16 protein-coding genes are annotated in these 17,797 nt (G+C 44.9%); 9 read left to right on the top strand and 7 right to left on the bottom strand.

All coding sequences use genetic code 11. From position 1 onward, the window contains the following. Positions 1 to 80: 80 nt before the first annotated feature. Positions 81 to 893 carry a TIGR04211 family SH3 domain-containing protein gene (locus RJ41_RS04385; RefSeq protein ID WP_052235395.1) on the bottom strand — a complete coding sequence of 271 codons (813 nt, stop codon included), beginning with the start codon at positions 891 to 893 and terminating at the stop codon, positions 81 to 83. Here RJ41_RS04385 and RJ41_RS04380 point away from each other — a divergent pair. Together RJ41_RS04380 and RJ41_RS04375 are read left to right on the top strand one after the other, a co-directional pair. After that, positions 856 to 2,361 (top strand): CYTH domain-containing protein, encoded by a 1,506-nt coding sequence (locus tag RJ41_RS04380; RefSeq protein ID WP_039217486.1) that lies wholly within the window; start codon positions 856 to 858, stop codon positions 2,359 to 2,361. The two genes, RJ41_RS04385 and RJ41_RS04380, sit on opposite strands and share 38 nt — an antisense overlap. Before the next feature lie 58 nt (positions 2,362 to 2,419). Beyond that, entirely contained in the window at positions 2,420 to 3,493 is a 1,074-nt protein-coding gene (locus tag RJ41_RS04375) for a helix-turn-helix domain-containing protein (RefSeq protein WP_039217483.1), read from the top strand. A gap of 63 nt (positions 3,494 to 3,556) precedes the next feature. Here RJ41_RS04375 and mutH read toward each other — a convergent pair whose 3' ends face one another. Next, positions 3,557 to 4,234, bottom strand: coding sequence for a DNA mismatch repair endonuclease MutH (gene mutH, locus RJ41_RS04370; RefSeq protein WP_039217480.1), 678 nt, complete (start codon positions 4,232 to 4,234; stop codon positions 3,557 to 3,559). Positions 4,235 to 4,346: 112 nt separating this feature from the next. On the opposite strand from mutH, the gene rppH reads away from it, so the two are divergent. The 7 genes from rppH (at position 4,347) to RJ41_RS04335 (ending at position 11,830) form a co-directional block, all read left to right on the top strand. Further along, entirely contained in the window at positions 4,347 to 4,889 is a 543-nt protein-coding gene (rppH, locus tag RJ41_RS04365; RefSeq protein WP_039217478.1) for an RNA pyrophosphohydrolase, read from the top strand. A gap of 135 nt (positions 4,890 to 5,024) precedes the next feature. After that, positions 5,025 to 7,316 carry a phosphoenolpyruvate--protein phosphotransferase gene (gene ptsP, locus RJ41_RS04360; protein WP_039217514.1) on the top strand — a complete coding sequence of 764 codons (2,292 nt, stop codon included), beginning with the start codon at positions 5,025 to 5,027 and terminating at the stop codon, positions 7,314 to 7,316. Positions 7,317 to 7,319: 3 nt separating this feature from the next. Continuing rightward, the gene (locus RJ41_RS04355) at positions 7,320 to 8,126 is read left to right on the top strand and encodes a sulfite exporter TauE/SafE family protein (protein ID WP_039217475.1); all 807 of its coding nucleotides are present in this window, start codon (positions 7,320 to 7,322) and stop codon (positions 8,124 to 8,126) included. Positions 8,127 to 8,130: 4 nt separating this feature from the next. Next, positions 8,131 to 8,943: a prolipoprotein diacylglyceryl transferase gene (gene lgt / locus RJ41_RS04350; protein ID WP_039217472.1), complete on the top strand. Its 813-nt coding sequence runs from the start codon at positions 8,131 to 8,133 to the stop codon at positions 8,941 to 8,943. Positions 8,944 to 8,951: 8 nt separating this feature from the next. Further along, positions 8,952 to 9,785, top strand: coding sequence for a thymidylate synthase (locus RJ41_RS04345; RefSeq protein WP_039217470.1), 834 nt, complete (start codon positions 8,952 to 8,954; stop codon positions 9,783 to 9,785). Between the two features lie 9 nt (positions 9,786 to 9,794). Next, positions 9,795 to 10,859, top strand: a complete 1,065-nt coding sequence (locus RJ41_RS04340; protein ID WP_039217466.1) for a response regulator — start codon at positions 9,795 to 9,797, stop codon at positions 10,857 to 10,859. Next, positions 10,856 to 11,830, top strand: coding sequence for a sensor domain-containing diguanylate cyclase (locus tag RJ41_RS04335; protein ID WP_084081756.1), 975 nt, complete (start codon positions 10,856 to 10,858; stop codon positions 11,828 to 11,830). Before RJ41_RS04340 ends, RJ41_RS04335 begins: the two co-directional genes overlap by 4 nt. 13 nt (positions 11,831 to 11,843) lie before the next feature. Here RJ41_RS04335 and RJ41_RS04330 read toward each other — a convergent pair whose 3' ends face one another. The 5 genes from RJ41_RS04330 to rluA all read right to left on the bottom strand — a co-directional run bounded on the left by RJ41_RS04330 (position 11,844) and on the right by rluA (position 17,781). Next, on the bottom strand, positions 11,844 to 14,024 hold the full coding sequence (locus RJ41_RS04330) for a response regulator (RefSeq protein WP_039217464.1): 2,181 nt from the start codon (positions 14,022 to 14,024) through the stop codon (positions 11,844 to 11,846). A gap of 116 nt (positions 14,025 to 14,140) precedes the next feature. Then, the gene (locus RJ41_RS04325; protein ID WP_039217462.1) at positions 14,141 to 15,487 is read right to left on the bottom strand and encodes an AmpG family muropeptide MFS transporter; all 1,347 of its coding nucleotides are present in this window, start codon (positions 15,485 to 15,487) and stop codon (positions 14,141 to 14,143) included. Between the two features lie 70 nt (positions 15,488 to 15,557). Then, positions 15,558 to 15,881: a hypothetical protein gene (locus RJ41_RS04320; protein ID WP_039217459.1), complete on the bottom strand. Its 324-nt coding sequence runs from the start codon at positions 15,879 to 15,881 to the stop codon at positions 15,558 to 15,560. Positions 15,882 to 16,023: 142 nt separating this feature from the next. Beyond that, the gene (locus RJ41_RS04315; RefSeq protein WP_039217457.1) at positions 16,024 to 16,911 is read right to left on the bottom strand and encodes a DUF3530 family protein; all 888 of its coding nucleotides are present in this window, start codon (positions 16,909 to 16,911) and stop codon (positions 16,024 to 16,026) included. 153 nt (positions 16,912 to 17,064) lie between these two features. Continuing rightward, positions 17,065 to 17,781: a bifunctional tRNA pseudouridine(32) synthase/23S rRNA pseudouridine(746) synthase RluA gene (rluA, locus tag RJ41_RS04310; protein ID WP_039217455.1), complete on the bottom strand. Its 717-nt coding sequence runs from the start codon at positions 17,779 to 17,781 to the stop codon at positions 17,065 to 17,067. Between the last annotated feature and the right edge of the window lie 16 nt (positions 17,782 to 17,797).

Raw genomic sequence — 17,797 nt, 5'->3', positions numbered from 1 at the left:
TCAAAGCGTTAAATACAAAAATGGCCAGCTTTATAGCTGGCCATTTTTTTAATCGTGTTACTAAAACTCGGTGCCTAGCACTACATCCACTCGCTGCTTCTGCGTTTGCGCTTGGGAAGGTAAGTCAGCATTACGCCCAGTAATATACCCACACCGGCTACCATACCACCGCGTGTAAACCAGGTAACCAGCTCATCTTTATTCGCGCTATCTACTTTGGCGGTAAGACGAGTTATCTCAGAGGCTTGTTCTTCGCTAGTTGTTGTAAGCTTCGATACCTGCTGACGTGCATCGTTGAGTTGCTGGCGAAGTCTGGCGTTTTCAGACTGCGCTGTTTGCAGTGCGCTTTGGCTCTCAGCTAGCTTCTCGCTTATGATTGGCAATTGCTCGGCTTGCGACATGGTATTTGACACAAAGCGGCTTTCAACCCAGCCGTCGCGACCTTCGTTGTCGGTAATTTGCGTGAATTCAGCATCGTTATCGCGTGCAAGCACAGTAATAGGTGTGCCTGCTTCAATTGAACCTAGAATACGGTAGTTACGACCAGGTCCAGTATGCATAAAGATAAACAAGTCATCTCTTATGTAATGCGAAGAAGACGCTTCTAAATCAGCGGTATCTTGTAGCGAAAATGCTTGAAAAGAGCATGCAATAAGGGCTGCTGCTAACCACTTTCGAATCATATGAAGTCCAATTTTAGAATTTAAAACGTGAAGATGGTATTGGTTGACCGCGATAAAGGCAAGTTTGTTCCACTTTTGTCTAATTAAAGTATCTTGTTTCATGGCGCCAGCATTGCGAAAAGTAAGCGACAAAGGTAAGGTGTCAGCATCATAAGCTGTGCCTAGCGCAACCATGTCAGAAATAGAATTAAAATTTGTAACGGGTGACAATGCCCACCATGCGTTTACTCAACGTGTACTTCCTCTTTTCGAAAAAAACACTATTCAGGTTAACTCTCATCGTGAAATGCGTCTTGAGAACGACTATTACGATACAGATAAGCTCGATTTTCAAAACAATAAAATGGGCTTTCGTGTTCGAGGTAACAATGGTGAATACGAACAGACGCTAAAGACTAACGGCGTGGTCAGCGGTGGTCTGCACAGACGCATGGAATACAATGTGAGTCTTGATAATTCAAGGCCCGATCTTACGCTATTTGAAGCCAGCGCTTGGCCTCAGGATTGGGATGTGGCGGCAAAAAATACGTGTCTATCTAAACAGTTTAGCACTCACTTTACTCGCAATGCCTATGTGGTTAGTGTGGGTGAAAGTGTGGTTGAGATTGTGCTGGACTGTGGCGAAGCAAGTACAGAAAAAGCCAGTTCCCCAATCAACGAAATAGAGCTTGAGTTGATGTCAGGTGATATCAACAGTTTGTTTACGTTGGCGGTGCTAATAAACGACAACATGCCGGTACGCCTTAGTGATGTATCAAAAGCGGCGCAGGGATATCAATTACTTCACGGTTTTAACGCTAAAGTTCGACACCTGCCAGATTTCCTTGCGCTTGAAGATACAACCACCACGGAAGAAGCGTTTAGCCACGCGGTTCAAACTGCATTGGCGCATTGGCAGCACCACGAGCATGTGTTTTGCGAAAGTGGCTCAATAAAAATGCTCGCAGAAGTCGCCAAGAGTGTACGCTTGTTACTTCAAAGTGTGTCGCTTTACTTGCCGGTTCTGCAGTGCCCTGAGCTACTCGCCCTGCATAAAAAGCTGGTCACTCATGCGCAAAAGTGGGGCTGGCAAGACGACTTACAAAGTTTGCGTTATTTGCTCTCTAAAAAGAGCATGTTTAACAAAACACTCAGCAAATATCCTGCAATAGTAAGCTATCTGCAAGGACGACAAACAGGTTTAATGCAGGCTCATGAGCCTGAAAAGCTGTTTTTCGACAACGATGCCACAGACATTAAGCTGCACGCCATAAGTCTTATTCAGAATAAGCCGTGGCAAAAAGTCGCAACGGGTTTTGACCATCCGGTGCTTGATCACGCAAAAGGCTGGCTGTCGCAAGGTTGGCAAACTGTGCAGCAAAGCATGCCGCTAAGTAAAACCATGGGGCCTGCCAATTACAGTGCTGTAGAAGTGATGCTTAGGCAGACATTATGGAGTGGATTTCTGCTTGGTGACTTGTTTGTAGAAGAGCGGGGTAATTTTCGCGCGCCGTGGTTAGATTTGCTCACTGGTATTGATGAACTGAATGCGCTGCTTATGTTAAAGCAGTCGATAGACGACGCCGAAGTAGACTCCCATGACGAGGTGCGAAAATGGACGTCAGAAAAGCTCAGTACATTAATTCGTATTATGGAACGAACACGCACAGTGGCTATGCAACGTGAAATCTATTGGTAAACCATGTCAGTAGATACGTATTGCGTTAGCAAATTTTTTCCAAGGAAGAAGGGCGGTAATGACTTCAAACTACTATGACTACTTTCTTTATTCGTTATTGGGCGTTTACTTGTTCTGTTTTGCGCGCCTGCTTTTTCAGAAGGTTAGTTTAAGCAGCATGCGCTGGTTAGTGGGGGCATTCGTCTGCTGGCCTCTATTCATGCTAGATGAATGGTTGCGAATAGCACATGCGACGTCATTGGCAGCTTTGTATGGTTTGTCAGATGTGTTTGCTGTTGTTGCTATAACCTGTTGTTATCGAGCCATAAAACCTATGTTACTAGCACACCCCACCGCAAGAAAACGGTTGTGGTGCCCGACAGTGGTGACGGCGTGTTTTCAGTGCACCGTTTTGCTTATTCCAGTGGATGACAAACAACAGTGGCTTTCAGCGTCACCTACTGGCGAGCCTTTGTTGCTATGGCCTGCTTATTTTGCCTCGCTGTTAACCGGTTTCAGTGTATTGCTGATTGGCATTCTTATCACCGAGCATATTCAAATGTATCACAGGCATTTGCCTGAGCAGGCCGTAGACATTAAAAGCTTAAAAATGCCTAGGCTTGCCGGTGTAATGGGAAGTATGGTTGGCGTAGCCTTTATGAGTATTCTACTTGTTACCGCCGCGACCTTTGGCTTTTTTCCCGTCTCCTTTTGGGAAAGCTTGCATCATTTAATGATTGGTTGTGCGCTGTTGGTCGTTCTGTTTTCATTAACCTTTATTCGTCGCACTGCACCATCGCCCCTTGACTACGAACGATTAGACGAAGGTAAGGCGACGCCATACGAAATAAGCAGCATCATTTCTAAAGCTGAGCGCTATACCATCGAATCGAAAGCTTACAAAACCCGTTTCCTAACGCTTGGTGAATTTTGCCAAGGCGCTGATATCGACCCCACATCACTGGCCATAGCTTTGCAGCTTACTGAAAAGAAAAACTTTAGACGGTTTATTTTTCACTACCGATTGGAATACGCAAAAAATGTACTGCTTCGCAGCGACGCTAAGCTTGAAGCCGTGGCAAAACGCATGGGCATAAATTCAGAAAAGTTTTTGAGTGAGTATTTGGTCAAGCACTTAAAGTCTGGCTCTTAAAAATAACAGAGATGTTTTACCGGGTGCTTACGCCTTTAAACTACAAACATGAGCCATCAACCTTCACCCACCAAATGCATTGCGCAGTATTTGATGAGTGAAGGTTTTGCGCAAATAAAAGCCTCTAGGACGAGTTTTAATACGTTGGCCCTCTGGTCCTAATGCATCGGTAAGCACTTTGCCGTTAGCCGCTTTGGGGCGAATATGAAGTGCCTCACCTTGTCGAGAGGTAATCGATTCCACCTGTCCCGTAGCAATTTGTTCTACCAATTCTTCCCAATCGTTTCTGAGAATTGCGTCTTCATCCTCATTTGGACGCCAATAAAACCCCGTCGCCACGCGCCTGTGTGCTAATGGAATGGCTCTGTCGCCTTCTATGGGTAGCCATAGTACTTGCTGTAGCTTGTTCCGAACATTTGAGGTTTCCCACGTGATCCCCGGCGCCATTAAAAGCGGCGCAAAACAAACATATGTGGTTTCTAATGGTGAAAAATGAGCATCGATGGGAATGGTTTTAAGTTCTATGCCTAACTCGGGGAAGTCCTGCTGCGGCTTTGAACCTGCGCTTGCGCCAAGCCATTTCTCAATAAGCATGCCCGGCCACCCTTTGTGGCGCTGTAAATTGGCAGGGATGGCAACATTGGCCATGTCCGCCAGTTCTCCTAGGGTTAAACCTGCAATGGCGTGACATCGCGCCAAAAGGCTATCTGGCGAAGATGGAGGCGATGAAGGAGGTTGCATAAAGGTGGTTAATTTCCTGTTTGAAAGCGAAGGCGAACATTAAGACTATGATTGGAGCATAGTTTGTGGAAGAATGAAAACATATACAAGTATAGTGTGCCCGGGAGTCTATGTGATAGATGCCGATGGATTCCGTGCGAATGTGGGCATAGTGATTTGCAACAAAATGGGTCAAGTATTTTGGGCAAGACGTTATGGTCAACATTCATGGCAGTTCCCTCAAGGCGGAATTGATGAAGGGGAATCTGCTGAACAAGCTATGTACCGCGAGCTTCACGAAGAAGTAGGGCTGACACCGAAAGATGTCACCATTTTAAGTGTTACCCGTAACTGGCTTAGATATAAGCTACCAAAGCGATTAATTCGACAAGGCAGCAACCCTGTTTGTATAGGGCAAAAACAAAAGTGGTTCTTGTTGCAGCTAGATTGCAACGAGCGCGACGTTAATGTGCTTAAAACAGGCCATCCTGAATTTGATGACTGGAGGTGGGTAAGCTACTGGTATCCTATTAGAAATGTTGTATCGTTCAAACGAGATGTATACAGACGAGTTATGAAAGAGTTCTCGCCGGTAGTTATGTCTGTGCAACATCGACCTCAACAGCGCCAAAATGTAGCCCCGCACAAGCGTGGTAAAAAGCGCAGGCGCGGTTAAGCCGCTAATGGGAAATGTGTGTAAGGTGGCAGAGATGTTAAAGGTGTCAAAGGTGGCGATGTGCAACACCAAGCGACGAGCAAACTGTGATTACACAAGGATAAAACGGTGAGCCCTCAGAGCCAGCAAGGCGCTATGTTAACTACATTAAAACGTATCGTGCAGGAAATGAATCAAATTCCTGCACTTGATACCGCTTTGTTTAGGCTGGCTACACGTGTAAAGCAAACCCTCAGCGTTGACTCCTGTTCTATTTACCTTGCCGATTATGACACGCAAGAATTCATTCTTAAAGCGACTGACGGTTTGCATCCCGATGCAGTAGAGCAGGTACGCATTGGTTTTTCAGAGGGGCTTATTGGTCTGGTTGGCCAACGTGAAGAACCACTGAATATTGTTAATGCTCACAACCACCCACGATTTAAACACTACCCTGAAGTAAAAGAAGAAAGTTATAATGCTTTTTTAGGTACGCCCATTATCAATCAAAGGCGTGTTCTTGGTGTTATTACCCTTCAGCAATCACAAATGCGGCGCTTCAGTGAAGACGAAGAAGCATTTTTAGTCACTCTTGCTGCACAGCTTGCGTTAGAGATTACTAATGCTGATATACGCGGCGCATTGACACTCTCTAACTCCACCGACAACATTGCTCGGCAAAAAAATGTGCGTGGTATTGCAGGCTCGCCTGGTTTAGCTATCGGTATCGGCGTATCTCCAGATAAATCGATTAACCTCAAAAACTGGGTAGTAAAACGCACACAGTCGCCGCAAGATCAAATTCAGCTTTACCGCAAAGGTGTTGAGGTAACAAGGGGGCATGTTGACGCCCTGTCTCAGCGATTGGATGACGGAATCCCCGATGACGTTAAATCCATTTTCCAGCTGTACCATCACCTATTAGATGCCAACAGTCTAGGGCGCGAAGTAGAAGAAAAAATTCGCCAAGGTTGGGATGCTGCATCGTCGTTGAAAATGGTTGTAGAAAGCTATGCCGCGCGCTTTCAGGCAATGGAAGACCCTTACATGCAAGAGCGAGCTATCGATATCGTCGATTTATCAGACCGTATCTTAGCTAATATTTTGTATGAAGCAAACGGGCAAAAAATCGCTGAAAAGGCGGTGACCGAAGCCAGTATTCTCGTTGCCGATGAAGTGTCAGCCCCAATGCTTGCTGAGTTTCCACGAGACAAGCTGAAAGGCATTATTTCAATCCGCGGCTCGAACAACTCTCATGCAGCAATCTTAGCAAGGGCCATGGGCGTACCCGCCGTAATGGGCTGTCAAAATGTCACCCCAGCGCTACTTGAAGATAAAGAAATACTGCTTGATGGTTATTCGGGCGAAGTCATTATTTCGCCAGAGCGCAACATTAAGACTGAATTTATTCAGCTTATTGAAGAAGAGTCAGCCATTGCGGAAAAAATCGACGCTGAGGCTGATAAACCTTGCGAGAGCGTAGATGGCTGTAAAATGTCACTATACATCAACGCGGGCCTCTCTGCTGAAGTGGAACTGAATGCTGAACAAATTGGAGCTGGCGTTGGGTTGTATCGCACAGAAATTCCGTTCATGCTGCGCGAGCGTTTTCCATCAGAGCAAGAGCAAGTACTGTTGTACCGTCAAATACTTGAGGCGGCACCTTCGTTACCCATCACCATGCGTACACTCGATGTGGGGGGCGATAAACCACTGCCTTATTTCCCAATTAATGAAGAAAACCCATTTTTGGGGTGGCGTGGCATACGTCTTACACTTGACCATCCAGAAATATTCTTGGTTCAGGTTCGCGCAATGCTTCGGGCAAGCGTAGGGCTAAGCAACCTTCAAATTATGCTGCCCATGATATCTACGGTATCTGAAGTGCAGGAATCTAAGCGCCTTATTAATCAGGCGTTTTATGAGATATCTGACGAAATTGCAGAGTCTGGACAAAGCCTGATTAAGCCAAAACTGGGTATTATGCTTGAAGTGCCGTCAGTACTTTATCAGCTACCTCAGCTGGCCAAGCATGTCGATTTCTTCTCAGTGGGCAGTAATGACTTAACCCAATATCTATTGGCGGTGGATAGAAATAACACGCGAGTGGCGGGGCTTTATAATAGCTATCATCCTGCCGTTTTAGGGGCGCTATACGATGTAGTTCAAAAAGCTAATCAAAGCCAAGTGCCAGTGACTATTTGCGGTGAAATTGCGGGTGAGCCTGCTGGCGCTTTACTGTTGATGGGCATGGGCTATCGCCGATTAAGCATGAACGGCTTTAACTTAAGAAAAATAAACTGGCTTATTAGAAAAGTCACGCTGGATGAATGTAAGAAGCTACTATCATTGGCACTCACCTCTGTAAGCCAAGAAGAAGTTTTTGTGCACTTGAATCAATATCTTGAAACTAAGGGCCTAGGGGGCCTTATCCGAGCAGGTGCTTAAAAAATGGACCCATTTTTAGTAATTATTGTCAGCTGTTTGATGTTGGGCTCTGTGGTTGGAATTCTGGCGGGAATGCTAGGTATTGGGGGCGGTTTAATTATCGTACCTGCGCTATCATACTTACTGATTCATTTTCTGGGCATGACTACCGAAACAGTTATGCCTGTCGCTATCGCCACTTCTTTATCGACCATCATTTTCACTGGCATGTCGTCGGCTTTAGCGCATTATAAACTGGGTAATATTCAAAAGCATATTGTACTATACACAGGCTTAGGCATCGCGTTTGGCGCAATCGTTGGTGCACAGGTGGCAAGTCATATTTCTGGCGAATTACTTAAAGATGTGTTCGCTGTACTGGTTATTTTGATTGCGCTACAGATGATATTTGGTAAGCAAAAAGCCTCAGAAAATGACGCATCAAAAGGTACGCTTGCGACTGTTGGTGGTGGAGCTGGCTTACTAAGTGCACTTATGGGGATTGGTGGCGGTGCATTATTGGTGCCTGCGTTAGTATGGTTTCGTGTTAATGTACGCGCGGCAATTGGCTGTGCCGCTTTTTGCGGGCTGGTTATTGCCGTTTTTGGTACCACAAGTTTCGTTGTAGCTGGGTGGGGTGAGATAGATGTACCAGAATACAGTATGGGTTATGTTTATCTGCCTGCTACAGCTGGTATTGTTGCAACCTCTATGTTTACCGCAAATATAGGGGCGAAGCTTGGGCAGCGAGTAAATGTACGCGTGTTGAAAGCGATGTTGGCATGCTTACTTGTTTTAGTAAGTATCAGAATGATCTTAGGAATTGAATAAAGTAATGGAACAGAGCAGTTATCTGGTATTTCCCAGTATCGATCCCGTTATCTTCAGTGTCGGTCCGTTAAGTGTCCGCTGGTACGGCCTTATGTATTTGGTCGGTTTTATTGCCGCATACTTGCTGGCACAAAAGCGTCTTTCACAGACTAGCTGGAGCCGTGAGCAGCTAAGCGATCTGCTTTTTTGGAGCTTTGTTGGCGTGATTTTGGGCGGCCGCATAGGCTATGTGCTTTTCTACCAGTTTGGCATGTTCTTAGATGACCCTTTGTATTTATTTAAAATTTGGGCAGGTGGAATGTCTTTCCATGGCGGCTTGTTAGGGGTGTTGACGGCGCTTTTCTGGCGCGCCAAATGTATGAATACCACCTTCTTGCGATTAGGTGATTTTGTTGCGCCATTAGTACCCATTGGCTTAGGTGCCGGCAGAATTGGCAACTTTCTTAATGCCGAGCTTTGGGGACGCACAACGGACGTACCTTGGGCCGTCATTTTTCCTAATGCGGGTCATGTTCCTCGGCACCCGTCCCAGTTGTACGAATTTGCTCTTGAGGGCGTACTACTCTTTATTATCCTATGGCTTTATTCTGCCAAAAAGCGTCCAGTAGGGGCAGTAAGTGGCTTGTTCTTACTTGGCTATGGAAGCTTCCGATTTATTGTTGAGTATTTCAGAGAGCCCGACGCACATATTGGCTTATATCAAATGGGACTAAGCCAAGGGCAACTTCTTTGTTTACCTATGATAGCTTTAGGAATAGGATTAATAGTCCGTGCTTACATGCGCGGAAAAGACCATGTTGAACAGCAAAAAATATAAGAATAACGATGAAAGAATATCTCGCTCTAATGCGCCATGTACGTGATACGGGTGTGAAAAAGGAAGATCGAACTGGTACAGGTACGTTAAGTGTATTCGGCTATCAGATGCGTTTTAATCTACAGGAAGGTTTCCCTTTGGTGACAACGAAGAAATGTCACCTTAAATCAATCATTCACGAGCTACTATGGTTTCTAAAGGGCGAAACAAATATCGCTTATTTGAAAGAGCACGGTGTGAGTATTTGGGACGAGTGGGCTACCGAAGAAGGCGAGCTTGGCCCGGTTTATGGTCATCAGTGGCGTAGTTGGGATCGTGGTGACGGTACATCGGTAGACCAAATTGCCGAAGTGGTTGAGCAAATCAAAAGCAATCCAGACTCTCGCCGACTTATTGTTAGCGGCTGGAACCCTGCGGTACTCCCTGATACTAATTACTCTCCTAAAGAAAATGCAGCGATGGGCAAGCAAGCACTGCCCCCCTGCCATACGCTTTTCCAGTTTTATGTGTTAGACGGTAAGCTTAGCTGCCAACTTTACCAACGAAGCGGCGACATTTTCTTGGGCGTTCCTTTCAATATCGCAAGCTATGCTTTATTGACAATGATGATGGCACAAGTGTGTGACCTAGAGCCCGGCGATTTTATTCACACGCTAGGTGATGCGCATTTGTATTCAAACCATCTTGAGCAGGTAGAGCTACAGCTTAGTCGCGAACCGTTTGCGCGTCCAACTATGGAAATTAACCCTGAGGTTAAAGACATTTTTGGGTTCTCTTTCGACGATTTTACGCTTAAAAACTATCAGTCACACCCACACATTAAAGCCCCTGTAGCTATTTAAGGAGTTACCATGAGTACTCCGATATTGATTTGCGATGACTCAGGCTTCGCAAGGCGGCAAATGGCGCGCAGTTTACCTGATGGTTGGGATGTCGATATTTCGTTCGCCGAGAATGGCGAACAAGCCCTTGCTCTTATTCGAGAAGGCAAAGGCGACGTGGTGTTTCTCGACTTAAACATGCCAGTAATGGACGGTTACCAAACCATGGAGGCTATCCGTCAACAGGACCTACCGTGTTTAGTGGTAGTGGTCTCTGGAGATGTTCAATCACAAGCGCGAGAAAAAATGCTTGCTCTTGGGGCTTTGGATTTTATTCGCAAACCTATCGATAACGAAAAGCTTAGTCACATCTTAGCCTCTTACGGTATTTACAGCGGGGAGAAACACGCTTCTGGTACGCGGTTGCAAAAAGTCCAGCATGAGTCGGGTAACGCTCAACCCAATGCTCAAACAAGCATAGAAGATCAATTAGATGCATGCCGCGAAATGGTGAATATTGCCATGGGACGTGCTGGAGAAAATCTTGCTGCGTTGCTCGGTGAGTTTATCGACTTACCCATACCAAACGTAAACCTAATTGAAAGCAACGAACTGTCCATGGCGATTGCTGAGATTAATCGTAGCGACAGTGTTTCAGCGGTTTCGAAAGGGTTTATTAGCGAAGGGATAAGCGGTGAGGCTCTGGTTATCTTTAATGATACTAACTCACAGAATATTGTAGAGCTATTAAAGTATCCCCCGTCTGCGTCTTCAGATAAGCTCGCTCTTGAGGCACTCATGGATGTTTCAAACATTCTTATAGGCGCTTGTTTGAACGGTTTGTCAGAACAACTTAATGTTGCCTTTAGCCATACGCATCCTGTTTTGCTAGGGCAGCATCAAGGGTTATCAACCCTATTGAGCGATAATGTACAGCGCTGGGGAAAGTTGATGGCCATTGAAATTGGCTATGCGATCAAATCAAAGGATATCGCTTTTGACCTATTACTACTGTTTCCTGGCGATGCAATGAATCACATTTACGCCAGGTTGTTCGATGACGGCTTAGTAACACAGGACCAGGAAAGTCTATGAATGCTTCAACTGATATGAGCAATGCTGGTGCGCTTATTGACTCATCGTATGTACCTGCTGGGTTACTTGATTCAATCGAAGTTGGGATTGCGGTATTAGATCGCAATTTCAACGTGCAAGTATGGAACAAATTTCTAGAGAACCATGGTGCCAAGAAAGCTGAATCTATTATTGGAAACAGCTTGTTCTCTCACTTTCCTGAAATTGAAGAAAGGTGGCTTAGAACCAAAGTTGATCCTGTGTTTAACTTAAAAAGCCCAGTGTTTATTATTTGGGAGCAGCGACCCTACTTATTTAAATTCGATTGTAACCGTCCGGTAACTTGCGCTGCTGATTTTATGTATCAAAACGTGACTATGTTCCCAATTGTTGACCAGAATGGCCATGTAGAGCGGTTCTGTATGTTAGTTTACGATGTAACTGAACAGGCGCTTGGTAAGCTTGGTATGGAACATCTGAACGAAGAATTGAAAACCGCAAGCCGAGTGGATGGTTTAACAGGCTTATTTAACCGCCGCTATTGGCAAGAACGCTTTGATGAAATGCACAAATTGTGTGTTCGGCGAGAAAAACCTAGCACTGCACTTATGTTAGACATCGACCACTTTAAGCGCATTAATGATACCTACGGTCACCAGGCAGGCGACAAGGTGATAAAAATGCTTGCCGCTTTGATCAAGCGTTGTGTACGTGAGACTGACCTAGCCGGGCGTTATGGCGGTGAAGAGTTTGCCATTATTCTTAACGACTCGTCCGTTGAAGATGCAAAGGCGGTGGCAGAGCGTATTCGTCAACTCGCACAGCGTTTGATAGTGGAACACGATGGTGAGTCGATAACCTTCACCGTTAGTCTTGGCTTAGCGCAATTCTCGTCCGATTTTAAGGGGGCAATGGCCTGGCTTGAATGTGCCGACCAAGCCCTTTACCAAGCCAAAGAAAATGGCAGAAACCAGTACCGCATTTACGTTTAGACCAGAACGTCCTTTAGGATAGCGCAAGGCGCAAGGTGTTTCTAAGTTCTTGAAAGGTAACCGGCTTTACAAGGTGATAGCGAATGCTCGCTTGCAGTGAAGCCTCTTTATCGTTTCGGTGGGCGTTAGCGGTAAGGGCAATTACAGGGAGGTTAGGGTGCCCTTCTTTCATTATTTTTGCTACTTCCAAGCCGTTAATATCTGGAAGGTTAATGTCGAGCAATACACAGTCAAAGACGATTTCGTTAGTTCGGCTAATGGCATCGTCGCCAGTGTAGCTCACAGTTACATGGTGCCCCATACTTTTCAGCATGTACTCTACCATTTCTGCGTTAATCGGCTCATCTTCAACAACTAATATGTTTGCCTTGGTTACATCTTGTATGGCTTTTGTATTGTTTAACGTTAGTTGATTAATGGCATCTACAAACCGGTTTCTGTCGATAGGTTTAACAAAACTCTGATATATGGGTAGCTCGCTGTTGGCGATAATATTTGCAATATCCGGCGTTGCCGATAATACGATGACCGGTGGCACTCGCTCTCCGTAGATAGCGCGCAGTGTTTTCACCAGTTCAAGTCCATTCATCCCTGGCATATATAAGTCGGCAATGATGCCCGAGAATTGAAGTAGTTCTTCGTGAAGGTTCAAAAGGTTGGCGCCAGACGAAAATGTTCTAACGCTATACCCTTCCTTAGTAATAATGGACTGAAGGTGAAGCCTTGATATTTCTAAATCGTCGACAACCGCGAATTTGGCATTTGAAGGGGTAGATGACACCGATGGTGAATCTTCTAGGGGCTTAATAGGCAGTGATATTTTAAATTCCGAACCGACGCCGACGGTACTATTAACCTGAAGAGTACCGCCAAGTCCATCAATACTGCGCTTGGCTACTGATAAGCCAATTCCTGCACCAGGGTAGCGCTGACTTTGTGAATGCTCCCCCCGGTAAAAGCGCTCGAACATATGCTTCTGCGTATTATCATCAATGCCGATGCCGGTGTCATTAACGGTGATTACTAAGAATATTCGTTTATTTTTTACTAAGGTTGTGACGGTTACATCAATAAGCCCTGTAGAAGTAAACTTTACCGCGTTATCGAGTATATTCACTATGACTTTGGAGAGAGCGATAGGATCGGTCTCTGCATGGCTAGGTACGCTATGACTGCAATGCATATTGAATTCAAGCTTTTTGTCTTTGACTCTAACCGAAAACGGTGAAATACACTCGTCTAACAGACTGATTAAATCTACATTCGAAAGCTGAAGGTCATCCTCTACGTGGTTATTGAGTATATCAGTAAGGTTGTTTGTTAAATTTAGTAACCGGTAACTGGACTGCTCAGCTTGCTGAATCAATCGAGTACGCTGTTCTTTCAAATTAGGAATAAGCTCCAAGGCACTAATAATGGCGCTAATGGGGGCTCTAAATTCATGGCTGATAAGTTTCAAAAACTCTTTATTTTGCAAATCCGTCTGATCATCTTCGATTGCCAGTCTCAGCTTTGATTTATGTAGTTTTCGCAATGGCCTTTTGACTGAGCTTTTGTAAAAGAGCCATACAAAAAAGTACCAAAGCACCAAAATAATCACACCCAACAGTGTGGTAAGAAATTTTTTGTGTTGCAGTGACTGAATCCGGCTTAACAGGGCGTTTTCTTCTGCTTGTAAGTCCTTTAAAAGCGGAAGCAGGCTAAAGCCATCTTTTTTAATGTAGCGAACTTTCTCTGAATGTGGGAGTTGAAGAAGCGTGTGAAGCAGTACCAGCGTTGTTTTTAAGGTTTCTTTCGCAGAGGTGTTTTCTAGGCTGGTCGTTGCTTCGCTAAAAGCAGTGTCAGAAAGGAGAGAAATTGACTCGTAAACGCCACCTTCTTTTTGTATATGTTGCTGTAACCCTTGAAAAGCAATTTGTAACTCATACTCTAAAGCAGTGCGGATGGGGTTTGCGTCTTCATCACGAGTGTTGAGTTGATGAATTCTATGCTCAGAGGTAAGCAGCATGTCCCGAAGCTCACTTTGCTGATTGAGCACGGTAATAAAAGACTGTTGCTTGCTCATTAATGCCAGCAAGATTGAAATAATAACGATGCCAAACAACAAGGCCGTCGCATTCACTTTAGAAAAAGTAAATGCGACGGCGTTGCACAATGTCTTCCGCTGTAGCTTAGTAGCATCGTTTGGACTCAACTCTCTTCCTTGCAAGTTAGTGATAGTTGTCTTCTATAAAGGTAGGCAACTAACGCTAACTTGCAAGGAAATGTCGTCAAATTAATTGGAAGTAAAAAAATAATAGAACCGTTTAACTATGACGTTTCAACGCGTTTAATGTGATGCCTAATAGCGTATAAAAAGCAAAGGCTTGGTATTACCATAACCGCCGTTAAAATAAAAAAGAAGCTCCAGTTTCCGCTCAGGCTATCCACAACCAAGCCACTGCTAGAGGCGACTAACGTCCTCCCCGCAACGCTGAGCGAGGCCATAAGGGCATACTGAGTGGCGCTAAAAGCACGATTACATAGAAGCGATATAAAGGCGACCATAGCTACAGTGCTCCATGCTCCTGTAAAACCGTCTACAATGACAGTAATGGCTAACAGTGACGTAGAAGGCCCCGTTTGCGCAATGAGCGCAAACAGAAGGTTTGAAGCCGCCATAGCAACTCCCGCAATCATCAGCCCTCGATAAATACCATAACGGATATTGACTAGCCCACCTAGTAGTGAAAAGGCGATCGTCACCCACCAGTTAAGAAGCTTTGAATAAGCGGCAATATCGCTATTTGAAAATCCGACCTCTTTGTAGAACACAATGCTCATGCGGCCTAAAAAAGCTTCACCTATTTTAAAAAGGAAAATGAATAATAAAAATGAAGCTGCCAGCTTGATGCCATTTCGGCTAAAGAACTCAGAAAATGGCGTAATAAGCGTTGTTCTCAACCAATTGATCACCGCTGAGTTATTTGCGTGGGCATTTGTTATTCGGCCAAGCAGGGCTTCTCTATCTACGCTTGGTTCATTGGCAAAGCAAGTCGCACAGGCCAATAAAGCCATGATAGCACCCAGTAATAGGTATATGTTTGGCCATGACCACGACGTTAGATCTGCTAAAAAAAAGGGAATAGCACCAAGGCCACCGTAACCTGTCCACCAACCGGCGGTCGCCATCGATGAGGCGGCTGACATACCGTCTTTATCACCTTGTTCAATACAGTCAATCCGAAAGCCATCAATAGCAATATCCTGGGTAGCAGAGGCAATGGCAATCAATAAGCCGATTAATGCAACGTAAAATAAATCATGGTCAGCGTTGAGTTGTGACATGGTTAAGCACAGTAGTACGACACAGCTTTGCATCAAAAAAATCCAGCCTCGTCGCAGCCCTAATAGTGGGGGCTTGAGTTTGTCGACAAGAGGAGACCATAAAAAGTTAAATGAGTAAGTAGCGAAGATGATGCCAAACAAACCAATAGCCGAACGCGATAACCCTTCATCCTTTAACCATGCTGATAATACCGAACCAATCATGATCCAAGGAAAGCCACTGGAAATGCCTAAAAGAAAAATGGTTAGGTAACGTTTGTCATTGAACGTTTTTAATGCAGTTAGCAATACTTCGACCTTTGGCGTTAACTCAAAAGTGTATTGAGCCATGAACCACGGTGTTTAGCAATAAAACTGTGAAGGGGGATTGGTATAATTACCGCGGTTAGGTAAGAGAGATTTAAGGGCGGATACCCACGCAGTCTAGAGGACAGTGCCCTAGGCCTTCAAGAAAATTGACGCAATTAGTAAGCTCATCAACAAGAAACTGGTCTTTCGTCAATTTTTCTTCATTCCAGTAATGCACTTGGTGAAGCAAATGCCAAAATACACGTTCCTTCTGCGTGTAAGGCTGTGTTAGCGTGCATTCAATTTGTCCCCATTCTTCCATGCTATCCCAAAAGAATAGTTCGATTTCCTCGATAGGAAGCTCTCCCTGCCAAAATGCCCTCAAATAGAAACACAGCTGTTTCGCTTTGTTATCTACAAAATCCTGAACATTCACGAGTAACTCAACCGTCTTTGTCTGCTTAAATTAGTATAGTCCATTACATCGTTACCAATGACTGCAATAACCCGATATTTGCCTTATTGTGGGTAGGTCACTGTTTTGGATGTTAATTTAGCGTAATCTCAAGAAGCAAGAATTACCAGCCTAGATGCCGTGTCCAGCCTATGGTGCTATTTGCAACCATTTGAATATTAGGTGTTTTTTCAATTTCTTTTATACTAAAGGTTAAAGAGTTATTTGGAATAATAACTTGCCTGTAGTGTAACTTCAGTTTATTTTTTGCTCTAATTTTCCTTTTCATAGTCGTGCTAGTCTCCCAGTCATTAAAGTTGCTGAGAGATAGGTCGAGCACTGGGAAGCTCGCTTTCGCTATAGTGTCAATTACTAAGTTGTTTGTAGTTTCCTCTGGCCAAAACGGCGAAATAGCCACAAACGTGTCAGGTTGTAAATCAGGCTGTGTTTCTATAGAAGACAGGTAAGCGGTAGCAAGCATGCCCTGCGCGATGACCATGCGATAGCCTGTTCTATTCTGTAGATAATTGTCTAGGGCATTAAGCTGTAACGCTAAGGCTGTGGTCGATGTTTCAAAGTTGAGGTACTGCGTCAGTTGGTTACTTCTAGGGTGAATGACTTTCGCTGTATCAGTTGATGGCGAGGCTCCCTCTGTCAATATTTCGCTGTCCTGTTCACCATTGGGTTTGGCGGTGGTCGAACTTACGGGCATGTTGAAAGGGCTTATAACGACATTCCAGCCTTTCTCTGCAAGCATATTTGCTAAGCTATTTCCCTGTGCGAGGGTAAGGCTCGATGGAAAAGGCTCTGTGAGCACAATGGCAACACCCAAGGGGAGCGGTGTTTTTGCCTCAACTTCAATGATTGGGGCTTCCAATTCGCCTACCATAAGGGCTTTTACTTCACCTGGCAGATAAGCATTTTTTACGTCCGTAAAAAAGTCGCAATGAGCCGTCATAGGCAGCAGCGAAACAATCAATGCAAAGGTTAAAAGGAGAGCGTGCCTCTTCATAAAAAATGGTATGCCTTTAACTATCACCTTGATACGGACAGTTTTGCCAGCATCAAATCAGTTTATAAACGAATTCGTTCTATTAAGACTATCGGCAACGCCCTTTAAAACTAAAATAATGTTGTTTAATAAAGGCCGAGACGCATTAAGGGGCTACTCAATGCGCTCTGAAAGCGGAGGTGGGCAAAACGGACTAAAAGGGATGGCGATATTAAAGTGCAGCCAATGGCCAAGTGTTGGGTGCGAAAGACTCAAGCTTTCAGCATGAAGCTGTAACCGAGGTGCCATAGATAATGCTTCTTCATGGGCATAGAGTCTATCTCCCAAAATAGGGTGACCCAAAGCAAGCATATGTACTCGCAGTTGGTGAGAGCGACCGGTAATGGGGTAAAGGGCAACAAGAGAATAGGGTCGCTCTTTTTCATCCAGTGTGCGCTCAATGACGTCAAAGTGCGTTACGGCTTTTTTTCCGCGCTCAAAGTCTACCATTTGCTTCGGCCTGTTTGGCCAATCGCAAATAAGGGGAAGGTTAACCTCTCCGCTGTCTTGTTCTACATGTCCATGAACCCGGGCGAAGTAGCGCTTTTTAGTTTGACGTAACTCAAACTGTTTCGAGATATGGCGATGGCTATCTTTATTAAGCGCCAGCACCAAAATACCCGAAGTCGCCATGTCTAAGCGATGCACTACTGTGGCGGTGGGGTACACACGGTTCACCCGGCTAATTAGCGAGTCGCGGTGCTCTAAAGCTTTGCCCGGAACGCTCAATAGCCCGCTAGGTTTATGCGCAACCACCATGTCCTCATCTTGATACAAAATATCAAGATAAGGTGTCATCGGTGGGTTATAAACAAAACTTGGGTTCGCCATTATGTACTCGTTACTT

Source organism: Alteromonas marina (genome assembly GCF_000808575.1).
Classification (GTDB): Bacteria; Pseudomonadota; Gammaproteobacteria; order Enterobacterales; family Alteromonadaceae; genus Alteromonas; species Alteromonas marina_A.
The sequence above is the reverse complement of the archived record's forward strand: the minus strand, read 5'-3'. Positions and strand labels throughout refer to the sequence as shown.